Source organism: Chitinophaga caseinilytica, from assembly GCF_038396765.1.
Classification (GTDB): Bacteria; Bacteroidota; Bacteroidia; order Chitinophagales; family Chitinophagaceae; genus Chitinophaga; species Chitinophaga caseinilytica.
This window is the reverse complement of sequence record NZ_CP150096.1, coordinates 1416188-1430497: the sequence shown is the minus strand read 5'-3', so window position 1 is coordinate 1430497 and position 14310 is coordinate 1416188. Positions and strand designations below refer to the sequence as shown.

11 protein-coding genes are annotated in these 14310 nt (G+C 52.9%); 4 read left to right on the top strand and 7 right to left on the bottom strand.

Annotation, left to right across the window (positions count from 1 at the left end):
• Nucleotides 1-5: 5 nt before the first annotated feature.
• On the bottom strand, nucleotides 6-1676 hold the full coding sequence (locus WJU22_RS06100; RefSeq protein ID WP_341842370.1) for a lamin tail domain-containing protein: 1671 nt from the start codon (nucleotides 1674-1676) through the stop codon (nucleotides 6-8).
• 99 nt (nucleotides 1677-1775) lie between these two features.
• On the opposite strand from WJU22_RS06100, the gene WJU22_RS06095 reads away from it, so the two are divergent.
• The gene (locus WJU22_RS06095; RefSeq protein ID WP_341842369.1) at nucleotides 1776-2765 is read left to right on the top strand and encodes an aspartate-semialdehyde dehydrogenase; all 990 of its coding nucleotides are present in this window, start codon (nucleotides 1776-1778) and stop codon (nucleotides 2763-2765) included.
• 479 nt (nucleotides 2766-3244) lie between these two features.
• Complete coding sequence (locus tag WJU22_RS06090) at nucleotides 3245-3496, top strand: hypothetical protein (RefSeq protein WP_341842368.1); 252 nt, start codon at nucleotides 3245-3247, stop codon at nucleotides 3494-3496.
• Nucleotides 3497-3590: 94 nt separating this feature from the next.
• On the opposite strand, the gene WJU22_RS06085 is transcribed toward WJU22_RS06090, so the two are convergent.
• The 4 genes from WJU22_RS06085 to uvrB all read right to left on the bottom strand — a co-directional run bounded on the left by WJU22_RS06085 (nucleotide 3591) and on the right by uvrB (nucleotide 9542).
• On the bottom strand, nucleotides 3591-4253 hold the full coding sequence (locus tag WJU22_RS06085) for a DUF2461 domain-containing protein (protein ID WP_341842367.1): 663 nt from the start codon (nucleotides 4251-4253) through the stop codon (nucleotides 3591-3593).
• A gap of 174 nt (nucleotides 4254-4427) precedes the next feature.
• A complete protein-coding gene (locus tag WJU22_RS06080; RefSeq protein WP_341842366.1) occupies nucleotides 4428-5477 on the bottom strand; it encodes a porin in 1050 nt (349 codons plus the stop codon).
• A 206-nt stretch (nucleotides 5478-5683) separates the two neighbouring features.
• Nucleotides 5684-7078, bottom strand: a complete 1395-nt coding sequence (locus tag WJU22_RS06075) for an ammonium transporter (protein ID WP_341842365.1) — start codon at nucleotides 7076-7078, stop codon at nucleotides 5684-5686.
• 415 nt (nucleotides 7079-7493) lie between these two features.
• On the bottom strand, nucleotides 7494-9542 hold the full coding sequence (gene uvrB / locus WJU22_RS06070) for an excinuclease ABC subunit UvrB (protein ID WP_341842364.1): 2049 nt from the start codon (nucleotides 9540-9542) through the stop codon (nucleotides 7494-7496).
• Nucleotides 9543-9633: 91 nt separating this feature from the next.
• Here uvrB and WJU22_RS06065 point away from each other — a divergent pair, with 91 nt between their 5' ends.
• Nucleotides 9634-10431: a S1/P1 nuclease gene (locus WJU22_RS06065; RefSeq protein ID WP_341842363.1), complete on the top strand. Its 798-nt coding sequence runs from the start codon at nucleotides 9634-9636 to the stop codon at nucleotides 10429-10431.
• A 73-nt stretch (nucleotides 10432-10504) separates the two neighbouring features.
• Here the strand turns inward: WJU22_RS06065 and WJU22_RS06060 are convergent, their stop codons facing one another.
• Nucleotides 10505-11428 (bottom strand): PfkB family carbohydrate kinase, encoded by a 924-nt coding sequence (locus WJU22_RS06060; RefSeq protein WP_126245852.1) that lies wholly within the window; start codon nucleotides 11426-11428, stop codon nucleotides 10505-10507.
• A gap of 222 nt (nucleotides 11429-11650) precedes the next feature.
• Between WJU22_RS06060 and WJU22_RS06055 the strand changes: the two genes are divergently transcribed.
• Nucleotides 11651-12151 carry a hypothetical protein gene (locus tag WJU22_RS06055; RefSeq protein WP_341842362.1) on the top strand — a complete coding sequence of 167 codons (501 nt, stop codon included), beginning with the start codon at nucleotides 11651-11653 and terminating at the stop codon, nucleotides 12149-12151.
• 184 nt (nucleotides 12152-12335) lie between these two features.
• Here the strand turns inward: WJU22_RS06055 and WJU22_RS06050 are convergent, their stop codons facing one another.
• A complete protein-coding gene (locus WJU22_RS06050) occupies nucleotides 12336-14306 on the bottom strand; it encodes an OmpA family protein (protein ID WP_341842361.1) in 1971 nt (656 codons plus the stop codon).
• Nucleotides 14307-14310 lie beyond the last annotated feature (4 nt).

Genomic DNA, 14310 nt, shown 5'->3' with positions numbered 1-14310 from the left:
GCCAATCAGTCGCGAAGCAATACCACGGCGAGTTTCCGGGATAATTGGCGCCCATTGCCGTTCCAGGCGGCGATTTTGACGGCATAACTGCCTTTCGGAAGGGGTAACCCATTGTCTGCCAGGCCGTTCCAACTCAATTTGCCCTTATCGGCGGCGGAAATATTATTCGCCAGGTGGCGGACGGGCCGGCCCGCCGCATCAAATATCCGGACATCCAGCCGAAACCCCGGCGCAGGAAATTCCCAATTGATCCAGGCGAGATCGTCCAGCCCGTCGTTGTCCGGACTGAAAGCCCCCGTCGCCAGGCTGCACCAGTTCCCTCCCGATCCATCGCCCGCCCGGTGGGAATTTGCATACCCCGGCGTACCAAAACCCGCTGTGGATGCGGCGGAATGCCAGTTCGCCGGCGCAATCCCCGGCATATTGAAATCCAGCCGCTCGAAAGCCACGCCTTTTGTAATGGCCAGACCGGGATCGTGCAGCTTCCGGTCCCACATCGCCTCGTCGATCAGCCGGCCGTCCACCGAAAAGAGGCCGATGCCACCGGATTCTGCCGACAAAGCCGGCACCGTAGCGGCTTCCACCCGGCCCAGGCAGGCATATTGCCGGCAAAGGGCTTCCGGGGCGGCGCTCAGCGCCAGGTATTCTCCCGGGTACAGCAGCCAGGGCCGCCGCACCACGGGCGAAGGCGCCTTCCAGCCGTCGTCTGCCCGCACCGCCCAGCGCAATTCAGCCAGCTCAACAGGATACCGACCTTTATTATAGACTTCCAGGAAATCTTCCGTTCCCGCCTGCGGATCGGGGAGAATTTCGGTGATGACGATGTTTTCGGGGATGGAAGGCCGGCCGCAAGGGACCGGACCGCTGCCGGGCATGGCGCGCCCGGTACAATCTTTCAGCCCGGATGCGCGGAGCTGGAACATGGTCCCCCGGGGCATGGGTTCCGCCAGTTTCAGCAAAACGGTTTGGAAAGCCGGCGGTTCGGGGACGGCAGCGGCGATGCTGCGCTCCGAAGCATACGCGGCGATCGCGGAAGCGGAGGTACTGTCGACCGGCGCGGAAAAATGCAGGCGGACGTGGAGGCTGTCTGCCGAAGAAGCGCGGAGCAGCGCCGGCAACGGAGGTTCCGGGATCTGCGCCGCCACGGAATTGGCCCTGCCGGGCGTTCCACCGGAAGGGTCGTTCGAAAACGCCCAATTCACGGCACCTGCGCAGGGGAATGCGGGGTCTTTCATTTCGAGGCTCCATCCGCCGGAAGATTTGAAGCTCCCGGAAAACGGCCGCATGTCGACCGTCACGGCATGGATCACGCTTCCTGACGGGGATTCCAGGGAAAGGAGGTCTTCTTCATTATGTAACGCGAAAAAACTCCCGGCATCAACGACCGGGTGAAAAAGCGATGTTCCCTTCCGCGGGGCCACCACTACATAGCCGCCGGGCGACAGTGAAAAAGCGGGGAGCGTGGCCGAGCCACCGTTTCCACTCACTTTCCATCCGGCGAGGTTGATGGTGCGGGGAGACAGGTTCCTCAGTTCGATGAACTCATATTCCGGCAGGGAAACCGGGGGCGAGGGGTCTGCCATGATCTCGTGGATAATGACGTCGTGCGGCAGTGGGAGCAACGAATCGCCGCATGGCGCGCACATCAGCGCGCAGGCACAAACAATGACATGCATAACTTACATTTTTAATGGGTCAACAATCTGGCCGAATATATCAAAATTGTCGTTTGATATATTAATTTTGGGGTCTCATTTTAATTCATAATCAAAATCATGAAAGTAGCCGTAGTAGGCGCCACCGGATTGGTAGGCACCAAAATGTTGCAAGTACTCGCGGAAAGGAATTTCCCTGTGACGGAACTGATCCCTGTCGCTTCCGAAAAATCTGTTGGTAAGGAAGTGATGTTCAAGGGTAAGCCGTACAAGGTAGTAACCGCTGATACGGCTATTGGAATGAAACCGAACGTAGCCATCTTCTCCGCCGGCGGCAGCACCTCCACCGAATGGGCGCCCAAATTCGCGGAAGCGGGCATCACCGTGATCGACAATTCCTCCGCCTGGCGTATGGACCCCACGAAGAAACTCGTGGTACCCGAAGTGAACGCGGACGTGCTCACGCCGGAAGACAAGATCATTGCGAATCCTAACTGCTCCACCATCCAAATGGTGATCGTTCTCAAACCGCTCCATGTTAAATATGGCATCAACCGCGTGGTGGTGTCTACATATCAATCGGTGACCGGCACCGGCGTGAAAGCGGTAACGCAGCTCATGAACGAGCGCCAGGGCATTGCAGGTGAAAAAGCATATGCACACGAAATCGACCTGAACGTGATCCCCCAGATCGACGTGTTCCTCGACAATGGTTATACCAAAGAGGAAATGAAGATGGTGAAAGAAACGGTGAAGATCATGGGCGACGAAAAAGTGAAGGTGACCGCTACCACCGTGCGCATCCCTGTAATGGGCGGCCACAGCGAAAGCGTGAACATCGAGTTCGACAAAGACTTCGATCTCGCGGAAGTGCGCAACATCCTCGCGCAAACGCCGGGTGTGGTTGTGGTAGACGATCCTTCGAAAGCACAATACCCGATGCCGAAAGATGCGCACGATAAAGATGAAGTTTTCGTAGGGCGTATCCGCAGGGATGAAACGCAGGCGAATACACTGAACCTCTGGATCGTTGCAGACAATCTTCGCAAGGGAGCGGCAACAAACGCTGTACAAATCGCGGAATACCTCAACGGTAAAAACTGGCTGTAAGCATTCCTTGTAAAATAGTTATCCACAACGGCGCGGAAGGTCCCGCGCCGTTATTTTTTGTGTTAATACTGCTATCATCTTGCAGTTCAAGTCATTAACGAAAAAATATATTTTACCGATTTTCATTCATTATCATTCAACTATACGCATAACGCCGCCATGTGTCATTTATTCTCAATGTTTTGCGGCATTGAACATTTGGAATTTGCGTTTTTTTAATTTAAATTCACTTCCCCGTCACACATACGACGAGGCATATACGAATACTAGCGACTCTATTGACAAAAACGCGCAATGCGTTGACTGTACCTGCTTTCATCATTTTTTGTTAATGCAATCTGGACTAAAAACTACACGGAAGTAGTATAGATTTGTGAGGGATATAATTCACCTTTGACATTACAATCCTATGCTAATAAATTCTTTATCTGTATTATCCATGAAAACTAAACTATCAAATTAAACACCCTCTTTGTCCTATGAAAACCAACGCAAACCGTGAACTTTTGTTAATGCACAAGTTCACCGAAGAATGGAGCACTAACTTTTCCTCGCAGGTTTCCCGCATCATGAACATCGTTGATCAGAAGGATACGATGGATGGCATTATGCCTATCATCGAAGTGGCGAATGTATATAACCAGCGTTTCGCGCAGACGAGGATCGACAAGGAAAATTTATTAAAGAACCGTAAATCGCGTCCGTTTGAGTTTTTGATACACAAGAATTGATTTACTGTCTTTATTATTTTGCTACAGCAGTCTAGTTGCCGGATGTCTAAGCAAGACTTCTCCGGTAACTAGCAGGGCGGGGAGGGTATTTGGATTAATCTTCCTGAGCGGTATTCAGGAACCCTATGAAAGGGAGCATTGTCGAGAACACACGAAGAATTTCACGGACGAGCGTAGGTTGGGTAGCCGCCTCGTCGGAGACATGAGTTGTAACCACCAGACTTTTTAATTTGAGATAAGCAATTGCGGGATTGTCTTCATGATACCCCTGCGGCGCGTTCTTCAACGAGTCGCCGTTCACTTTTCCAAACAGGCGGATAAAATCTTTCGCCCCAACGATCCGCTGAAATTCAGCGAAGTTATAATCTATTTCCTGGCGCACTTTTTTGAGCACGGGAGGCTCGGGCATCCACAGTCCGCCGCCGGCCATGCTATGCCCGCCAGGCTCCAGGTGGAAGTAAAACCCCGCCAACGGGCTCTTCTTTCCCCCTTTCGTGAAAGATGCGCCCATGTTCACTTTGTAGGGTGTCTTGTCTTTCGAGAACCGTACGTCTTTAAATATACGGAACACGCACTCCTTCACCACCAGTCCCTCCATCCCGGGGTCCAGCTTCGCCAGCCCGTCTATCAATTGCTGGACAAGGCTTTCGAAATCTTCTTTCGCCTGGAGGTAAGCGGGCCTGTTTTCATCGAACCAGGCTTTGTTATTGTTCAGTTTCAGGTCTTTCAGGAACTTTAATGTGGAACGTTGCAGCATAATTGAGGCTCTTAATTGGAAGGGAAAAGATACAAAAAGCCGGGTTAAGCGGAAGTAAATTTTCTGCAGCCGTCCACCAGGGCGGAAATAGCAAAGGCCGGCTGAGAAACAGCCGGCCCCTAAGCATAACGGTTCGGTAAAACCTAATTTATATGAGCCTGTGATTAGGATTCCTTAAAACTTGTAAATAGCCGCCAGCAACAGGTTCGCGGAATTGGCCTTGGGCACGTCTCCCTTGGAAAAGACGTCGTGCGAGCCATGGTCCAGCCGGAACTCAGGCACCAGCGTCAACCCGCCGATCTTGTACTGCCCGGAAAGCGTAACGGCCATGATGCTGCCGCCTTCGGGGTACTCCGATTTGTCGCCGTACACTTTCAGGTTGTCTTTGTCGGAGAAATATTCCCCGCGCAGCGTAAGCCCGATCTTTTCGGAAGGGTCGAAGTTGAGGTAAAGCGCAGAGCCGTACCAGTTCGTATTCACACCGTTTTTATACATGCTGTACGTACCGTTGTAGCCCAGCCCGAATTTGGGGGTCAGCTGATAGGTGATCACCGCGTCCAGCTGATCGTTGCGGGTCTGGAACGTGTCGCGGCCACCGATGTAGTTCAGGTAGAATTTGACAGGAACGTCCGCCGGCGCAAAACCATATTGCGCACCGATGAACTTGATCCCACCCCAGGTAGCAGATTTAAAGTCGGTCGGATTGAACACACCTACCATAAAGCTGTGCGATCCGAACGTTAAATCCGCTTTCACCCCGGTGTGGAAGAAAGGGCCATAGGAAAACATATATGACATGCTATAGTTACGGTTCGCATAAGCGTCTACCAGCTCGTAACCCACGTGGGTGCTATACGAGCCCATGGAGAATTTCAGCCACTCGGTAGGCGCATATGAGATATACAGCTGCTTGATCGCGAGTCTCGTTTTTTCGTCGTTGTACGAAAAATCCTCCGCCCGCTTGCCGAAACCGATATCGGCTACCATGCCAACGTTTTTGAAGGAGCTTTCGAGTTTCAGGGAGAGCATGTTCAGCTCAAAGGAATTGTGGGAATTGGTGAAGCTTGTCTTATTATCGGAAGTGTTCTTGTTGAAGTTGTATTTATAATATACATCGGCGGAACCAGACAGCTTGAAGCCGACAGGCAGGAGGCGGGTAGAATCCTGCGCGTGGGCAGATACGATCGAAAAGACAGCCAGGAGCGCGAATAAACTTTTTCTCATCATTGGAATTTTAAAATTTGGTTAATAAAATGATAAAGGGTTCCGCTGCTTTGTTTGGGTGCTGATGCTGATGTTCTGTGCCGTTTTGGGGCAAACCACTCCCGGATCGCCCGTCGCCGTGGCATTTTTGCCAGGGCGACGAACAACATCCGGTTTTTCGGTCAAGAGAGAATTAAAAACTATAGCGATTGGATCGGATCGGTGTATTAACCGTGCTGGATGCCGGTTTCTTCTTCGGTGAGCGTGCCGTTGCTGCTCACGGTCATGAGATTGGGATGATACATTTCGTTGTGCTGGGTAACATCGAGGCCCAGTTCTTCTTCTTCGTCAGACACGCGGAGCGGGTGGATGAAGTTGATGAACTTGAAGATCGCCCAGGATACCGCGAAGCTGTAGCTCACAACCAGTAACAGGCCGAGCAATTGTTTGTAGAAGAGGCTGAAGTTGCCGTATGCCCAACCGCTTTCGGAGATGAGCGGGTTCACTGCCTGCGAAGCGAAAACGCCCGTCAGCAGCATACCTACCATACCGCCTACGCCATGGCAGGGGAATACGTCCAGCGTATCGTCGATAGAAGATTTGTTCTTGAAGTGCACCACCAGGTTGGAAACGATGGCCGCAACGAAACCGATGAACAGCGATTGCGGAACGCCAACATAACCGGCGGCAGGAGTAATTGCTACAAGACCAACCACTGCACCGATACAGAAACCAAGTACCGAAGGTTTACGGCCGCGGATCACGTCGAAGAAGATCCAGGAAAGACCGGCAGCGGCGGTTGCGGTGTTGGTAGCGGCGAAAGCGGTAACGGCGAGCGAGTTGGCACCGAGGGAAGAGCCCGCATTAAAACCGAACCAGCCGAACCAGAGCAAACCGGTACCCAGCAGTACGAAAGGCACGTTGGCAGGGGTGAGCTCTTTTTTGGCGATGTGGTCTTTCCGGCGGCGGAGCACCAAAGCACCGGCGAGGGCGGCGCAACCCGCGGAAATATGTACCACGGTACCACCGGCAAAGTCGAGCACGCCGAGTTTATAGAGAATACCGTCTGCATGCCAGGTCCAGTGTGCGATAGGCGCATACACCAGGAGGGAGAACAGCACCATGAAAAGTACATAAGAAGTAAAACGGATACGTTCCGCTACCGCACCTACCACCAGCGCCGGGGTAATTACCGCGAATTTCAGCTGGAACAGGGCAAACAGCATCAGGGGAATAGTGCCCCAGGCCGGCCCGTCGGGCACGCCGTTAAAGAAAAAGTAGGTAGTCGGATCGCCGATGATGCCCTTGCCGCCCACGGAGTTCCCGAAAGCGAGGCTGAAACCTACCACCACCCAGATCACGCTGATCAGCCCGGTGGCGATGAAGCTTTGCATCATAGTGGAGATGACGTTCTTCCGGTTCACCATCCCTCCGTAGAAAAAGGACAAACCAGGCGTCATCAGGAATACCAGCGAAGTGGCTACCAGAATCCAGGCAACATCTGCAAAATTATACTTGCTGGCATCAGCAAAAGTGGTCGGGGTCGGTAAAAAAATGCCAATTACGGCAAGCCCGGCCAAAACGATAAAGGGCAGATAGTCCTGAAAAGATGTTTTCTTCATAGCGTATCATTTTAAAATTCTCAATAAAAGTAGGATGGCGATTTAAAACATCAAATAGAACGCCCTAAAAATGGAAAACATTGAAAAATGCAGGGTTTATGCGGCCAACAACGCAATCATATTAAAATACATTACAATATAATATTTGTTTTTGCGATAATTTGAAGGAAGAAGCGGGGTCTTAAATACGAGTTAACTAATTGATTTAAATAAACTTATCGCAGTTTTTAGCGTGGGATTACGAAATTCTAACAAACCGGTATGAATGTGCTACTACAAAAATGCAAAAAACGCTGTAATCCTTTACCAGTCAAATTTTTAAATATAAAAACGGATTGTACTGTTTGTTGGAAAACCGTACAATCCGCATATTCATATTACAATTAATTCTATGTTGATATATTTGTTTTAGCAACTAATTCCGCTTCATATTCTCCAACTCCTGCTGCATGGCAAACATCTGGTCGCGGAGCCGGGCCGCCTCCATAAAGTCCAAATCCTTCGCCGCCTTCTCCATATCCTTCTTCACCTTGGTAATACTCTTCTCCATCTGCGGAATGCTTTGCACCGTATTGGCATTGAACGCTTTACCTTCATCCGCCACCACAGCCATCTCGTCGTGCACCGCATACGGCGACGATTCGTCGAAATGCCGGATCGCCAGTACAGACGTCTGCCCCATGATCTGCTCCTTCGACTTGCGGACCGTCCGCGGCGTAATCCCGTTCTCCTCGTTGTGCTTCCGCTGCTTCTCGCGCCGGCGGTCGGTTTCGTCGATAGTTCGCTGCATGCTTTCGGTAATCTTGTCGGCGTAGAAAATCACCTTCCCGTCCACGTTCCGCGCCGCGCGGCCAGACGTCTGCGTCAGGGAACGCTCGTCGCGGAGGAAACCTTCCTTGTCGGCGTCCAGGATCGCAACGAGCGACACTTCCGGCAAATCGAGCCCTTCCCTCAACAGGTTCACCCCCACCAGCACATCAATATTCCCCAGGCGCAAATCCCGGAGGATCTCCACGCGCTCCAGCGTATCCACTTCACTGTGGATATAACGGCTCTTAATATTAATACGATGCAGATACTTGTCCATCTCCTCGGCCATCCGCTTGGTCAGCGTGGTCACCAGCACGCGGTCGCCCTTCTGTACGGTTTTGTCGATCTCGTCCAGCAGGTCGTCTACCTGGTTCTTGCTCGGCCGGATCTCGATCGGCGGGTCCAGCAGGCCGGTGGGCCGAACGATCTGTTCCACCACCACGCCTTCCGTTTGCCGCAGCTCATAATCTCCGGGCGTGGCGCTTACGAAGATCGTCTGGTTCAATAACTGCTCGAATTCGTTGAAGTTCAGCGGCCGGTTGTCCAGCGCCGAAGGCAGCCGGAACCCGAAATCCACCAGCGTCAGCTTTCTCGACCGGTCGCCGCCGTACATGCCGCTGATCTGCGGGATGGTTACGTGGCTTTCGTCTATCACCAGCAGGAAATCTTTCGGGAAGTAGTCCAGCAGGCAGAAGGGGCGTGTTCCCGGCGTACGCCGGTCAAGGAATCGCGAGTAGTTCTCGATCCCCGCGCAATATCCCAGTTCGCGGATCATTTCCACGTCGTAATTCACGCGTTCGGCCAGGCGCTGCGCTTCGATGAGTTTCCCTTCCCGCTTGAAATATTCCACCTGGGCGTTCAATTCGTCCTGGATTTCGTGGAGGATCTGTATCATGGCGTCTTTCGGCGCGATGTAAAGGTTGGCGGGGAAGATGGCGGCGGTATCCATGGTACCGATGCGCTTACCGTTCTGCACGTCGAAGCTTTCGATTTCCTCGATCTCGTCTCCGAAGAAAGTGATACGGTAACCGTAATCCACATACGGGAGGTTGATATCCACCGTATCGCCCTGCACCCGGAAGTTCCCGCGGTTGAAATCGCCGGTGGTGCGGGAGTACAGGGCATTCACGAGCCCGTGCAGCATGGTGTTCCGCCCCAGCTTTTGCCCTTTGAAGATCCGGATGATCCCGTTCTCGAAATCGGTCGGGTTACCCATACCATATATACATGACACAGACGCCACCACGATAATGTCTCTTCTGCCGGAAAGCAGGTTCGACGTGGCGCGGAGCCGCAGTTTGTCGAGCTCTTCGTTGATGGCGAGGTCTTTTTCGATATAGGTGTCGCTCACGGGCATATATGCTTCGGGCTGGTAATAATCGTAATAGCTCACGAAGTATTCTACCGCGTTTTCGGGGAAGAACTGTTTGAATTCCCCGTAGAGCTGGGCTACGAGGGTTTTATTGTGGGTCAGCACCAGTGTGGGCTTTTGCACGTTCTGGATCACGTTGGCCACGGTAAAGGTTTTCCCGGAACCGGTTACCCCCAGCAGCGTCTGCGCTCTTTCGCCGTCCTGCAAACCTTCGGTGAGCTGGGCGATGGCGGTGGGTTGATCGCCCGAGGGCTGATATGGTGCTTGTAATTTGAAAGGCATACATTTTCCGGTTTAACTGTGGGTCAACGAATTTCGGTATTTATGGGGGAATGACGAACTTCGGTCCCAAAATTCGATAAATTCGATTGCAATGAAAAAGGTTTTATCCATATTGCTGCTCCTGGGTGCGCTCCTCTCCCTGCAGCCCGCCCAGGCCTGGGGGCCCACGGGCCACCGCGTGGTAGCGGAGATCGCGAGTTTCCGGCTCACCGGCAAAGCCCGCCTCGCCATCCAGCAGATCATCGGCAACGAAAGCCTGGCCATGATCGCCAACTGGCCCGATTTCATCAAATCAGATACGACGGACGCCTACAAGCACACGTCTCCCTGGCATTACCTCGATTTCCCCGGCCATTGCACCCGCGCGGAATTCGACCGTATCATGGCCGAAGCCAAAGGCGAAAACCTCTACAGTCAAACCGTAGCCATGATCGCCCAGCTGAAAAACCCCAAATCCACCAAAGCCCAGAAACGGTTCGCGCTCACTTTCCTCGTACATATGATCGGCGATATGCATATGCCGCTGCACGTGGGGCGCGACGAAGATATGGGCGGCAACAAGATCCAGGTGTCCTGGTTCGACCGCCCCACCAACCTCCACCGCGTGTGGGACGAGCACCTGATCGATTTCCAGCAATACAGCTATACCGAATACGCCCATAACCTCCACCGCGTCACTTCCGCTGCCCGCGCCGCGGAAATCCGCAAAGGCGGCATTGCAGACTGGATGTGGGAATCGCACGTCCTCAGCGACAAAATCTACGACCGCACCTCCTCCGGCGACAAACTGAGCTACCGTTACAATTTCCTTTTCGTGGAAGACCTGAACGGCCAGCTGCTCAAAGGCGGCGTTCGCCTGGCGAAGGTCCTGAACGAAGTTTTCGCATAATATATTAATACCGTGCAAAGGAAAAGCGGTCCCGGCAATGCCAGGACCGCTTTCTAATTATATCAAATTTCGTCTATACGAGATCGATGTCGAAGTTCACCAGCTGCACGAATTGTTCGAGGCGGGTGTGGATGTCTTCGCGGGAGATTTCGCGGAGCCTGGCGGCGCCGAATTTCTCCACGCAGAACGAGGCCATGGCAGAACCCACGATGATGGCGGTTTTCATGTTTTCGAAGGAGATGTCCTTCGTTTTGGCGAGGTGGCCCATAAACCCTCCGGCAAAGGTGTCTCCGGCGCCGGTGGGGTCGTACACATCTTCGAGCGGGAGTGCCGGCGCGAAGAATACATGGTTTTCGTTGAAGAGCATAGCGCCGTGTTCCCCTTTCTTGATGATGAGGTATTTCGGGCCCATGGTGAGCACTTTCCGGGCGGCTTTCACGAGGGAATATTCGCCGGTGAGCTGGCGGGCTTCGCTGTCGTTGATCAGGAGCACGTCTACCATCTTGATGGTTTTGAGGAGGTCTTCCAGCGCCACGTCCATCCAGAAGTTCATCGTGTCCATGACGATGAGCTTGGGGCGGGGGCTCATTTGGTTGATCACGCTCATCTGCACCTGCGGGGTGAGGTTACCGAGGATGAGGAATTCGCTGCCCTGGTAGCTCGGCGGGATCACGGGCTGGAAATCGGCCAGCACGTTCAGGTCTGTTACGAGGGTATCGCGGGAGTTCATATCGAGGTGATAACGGCCCGCCCAGTAAAAGGACTTCTCGTCTTTCTTCACCTGCACGCCATCGAGCGCAACGCCACGGGCGGTAAGGGCGTCCAGTTCTTCCTGCGGGAAATCCCCGCCGATCACCGACACCTGGTTGACAGGCTGAACGAAGTTGGATGCGGCCCAGGCAATATAGGAAGCGGAACCGCCGACGATTTTATCCGATTTACCGAACGGCGTTTCAATATCGTCGAACGCCATGGTACCTACTACGGTAAGAGACATGTGATGCTTGAATTAGAGGTTTAAAAACGGGTCAAATGTACTTCTTTCACCCATATTAATCCCCGATTTTCTTCCCGAAACCGCCGTAAACTGCCATTTCAGGCGCACTGACGCCCGCCCGGGCCTATCCCGCTTCATTTCCCGCGGGGGTGTAACATTTGGCGGATGGCGGCCGTTTCACCCACGAAAGACACCAAACTTATTATATCTTTGACGGAAATCATGCAACTCATGTTCGAAAAACATATCTGGAAAGGACTGGCTGCAGCCGCGATCATCGGCACTTCGCTGATCGCCTGCAAAAAAGACGATGCTCCCAAAAAGGTATTACGCTACCAGACCATCAACCTGCTCGACAAGAATAATGTCATAAATGGTTATATTACCCTGGCAGAAGCGACCGATTCCACTTTCCATATTTTAATGCAGATCAATAAATCGGAAATGGGCAAACGGTACAATTTCAACCTGTTCCGCGGCAACATCACTTCCGCTCCCACCGATACCCTGATCAAAGTGGCCTCCATCGAAAGCCAGACCACCGGCGCCGCCGTGATGGGCCGCCAGCTCGATGTCAAGACCATCAAGGTAGACGAGTCCACCATCCGCAAATTCAATTACGACAGCATTATCGCCGTAAACGGATTTGCCCGGATTTCCATGATCGGCTCCCAGGGCCAGGACTCAGCCATCGCGCTGGGCAACATCGGGAAGAACAAATAATCGTACAATTTTTAGTTGATAGATGGATGTAAGCTGTTCCGCGTCTGCGGGGCAGCTTTTTTTCATTGCAATAATCCCCAAAAACGAAGCCGGCTAAAAGGCCGGCTTCCAGGTCGTATATGAATAGGATATGGTTCCAGGCGGGAAAGAATTCCCATGCAGAACGATTTATACCGTATGGTTGTCAATTTCGCAGCACCTTGAATTCCGTTCGCCTGTTCAGCTGGCGGCCATCGGGATTGTCGGCCCCGTTGGGCAGCGTGTTGGGCGCCACGGGGCGCGATTCGCCGTAACCCTTGCTGACGATGCGTTTGGTCTCGATGCCTTTGCTGATGAGGTAATCCACGCAAGACTTGGCGCGTGCGTTCGACAGTTTAAGGTTGTAGGCGTCGGTGCCTTTACTGTCGGTATGCGCGCCCAGTTCGATCTCCATTTTCGGGTTATCCAGCAGCAGGTAGTACAGCGAATCCAGGATCAGTTTGGATTCCGGCCGCAAGGTGGCTTTGTTGTAATCGTAGAAGATATCGTTCAGTACGATGGGCTTGTTGATCTCGAAGCGTTTCAGACAAACGGTGGGGTTCATCATGGAATCTACCATGGTGAGCTGTTCGGAGTTGAAATTGAAGTTTTTGGAGAAGTAGTTTTCCTTTTCGATGAGGACTTTATACTTCCTGTTCATTTCGATCTCGAACATGTAATTGCCCCCCATGCCGGTGGTTTGTGTTTCGAGGACGTTGCGCTGGGTACTGTCCAACAACGTGATTTTAGCGCCTGCGAGGGGTTTATTGGTTTCGCAGTCAAGCACCATGCCGCCGGCCATTTTGGCCCTTCTTTTCACGGCGAAGATTTCGAGGCAGCAAACAGACTCCCTGTCGGAGCTGATAAAGCCTTTGTTAAGGGCTTTATCCGGAGAAAGGCCGGTGTAATATTGATCGTCTTTGGCGGAGTTGATGGGGTATCCCATGTTTTCGGGGGCGCTCCAGCCGCCGAAGTTGCCGGCGGATTTGGACATGAAGAAGTCCTGGCCACCGAAGCCTACGCGGCCGTTGGTGCTGAAGACGAGGGTTTGCTTGATGGGGTCGTAGAAGGGTGAACTTTCATCGCCGTCGGTATTGAGCGTGGCGCCGATGTGCTGGGGTGCGCTGAGGGTGCCGCCGCTGCCGATAGACGAGTACCAGATATCGAATCCGCCTTTGCCGCCGGAGCGGTCGGAAACGAAGAGGAAGTATTTACCGTCTGATGAAACGGAGGGTTCTTTGGCGCTATATCCCGGAACGTTGATGGAAGCGTCCAGGGGCTGGGGCTCCGTCCAGCCGTTGCCGGTACGCGTACCACGGTAGATGCTGGATTTTTTGTTGCCGTCTTTATTCGTCCAGCGGGTAACGAAGAGCGTGTTGCCGTCGGGCGTGATGGCCGCGGCGCCTTGTTCGATACCTTTATCTGTAGGGATCTGGACTTTCTCCCGGCTTTCATAGCTCGCATTATCGCCCGTAGCCACATACAGCGTGTTCACGAACGGGTTCGATTTTTTCGACAGCAGCAGGGAATCCGGCCGCGACGAAGTAAAGTAGACCGTATTGTTGGAAACGGGTACGATCGCGTAGTTGGCGCCTCCCTGGTTGATATTCCCGGAAACCTTCACCACTTCATACCTCGGCGGATACTTCATTTCTTCGATCGCGAATTCGCAATTCTTGATCTCCGCATCCGCTTTCTTCGAAAATTCGTTGTATTCCTTTTGACCGCGGCGGTATGCAGACAGTTGCTCCCAGGCGCGCTCGTAATCTTCTCCTTTCTTGGCGTTGGCGCGGATGGTCAAACCATACCAGTAGCGCGCCTGCGGGAACAGCGTGGAGTCGAACGTAACGGCTTCCGCGTAATATTTTTCCGCGTTCCCGAAGTCGTTGTACATCCGGTAAGATTCCGCCAGTTTATACACTACCTGTTCGTAATCTTTCAGTTTCTGTTCTTTTTTCTTGCCTCCTTTATCTACCTGGTACGGCTTGTATTGCCCGGGCTTGATGCTGAAGGTACCCAGCGCCTTGCTGTAGTATTGCGCGGCGGAGTAATAGTCTTTCTGTTCGAAATATTGGTCCGCCGTCCGTTTGAAATCCGTAATGTACTGTGCCTGCAGGTTAGGGAGTAATCCTGTCAAAGCC

Bases quoted from the DNA above. Each gene is read 5' to 3' on its own strand.
- WJU22_RS06075 (WP_341842365.1), bottom strand. From the start codon at position 7,078: ATGAAGAAAACATCTTTTCAGGACTATCTGCCCTTTATCGTTTTGGCC.
- WJU22_RS06085 (WP_341842367.1), bottom strand. From the start codon at position 4,253: ATGCTGCAACGTTCCACATTAAAGTTCCTGAAAGACCTGAAACTGAAC.
- WJU22_RS06095 (WP_341842369.1), top strand. From the start codon at position 1,776: ATGAAAGTAGCCGTAGTAGGCGCCACCGGATTGGTAGGCACCAAAATG.
- WJU22_RS06080 (WP_341842366.1), bottom strand. From the start codon at position 5,477: ATGAGAAAAAGTTTATTCGCGCTCCTGGCTGTCTTTTCGATCGTATCT.
- WJU22_RS06100 (WP_341842370.1), bottom strand. From the start codon at position 1,676: ATGCATGTCATTGTTTGTGCCTGCGCGCTGATGTGCGCGCCATGCGGC.
- WJU22_RS06090 (WP_341842368.1), top strand. From the start codon at position 3,245: ATGAAAACCAACGCAAACCGTGAACTTTTGTTAATGCACAAGTTCACC.
- uvrB (WP_341842364.1), bottom strand. From the start codon at position 9,542: ATGCCTTTCAAATTACAAGCACCATATCAGCCCTCGGGCGATCAACCC.
- WJU22_RS06065 (WP_341842363.1), top strand. From the start codon at position 9,634: ATGAAAAAGGTTTTATCCATATTGCTGCTCCTGGGTGCGCTCCTCTCC.
- WJU22_RS06055 (WP_341842362.1), top strand. From the start codon at position 11,651: ATGCAACTCATGTTCGAAAAACATATCTGGAAAGGACTGGCTGCAGCC.
- WJU22_RS06060 (WP_126245852.1), bottom strand. From the start codon at position 11,428: ATGTCTCTTACCGTAGTAGGTACCATGGCGTTCGACGATATTGAAACG.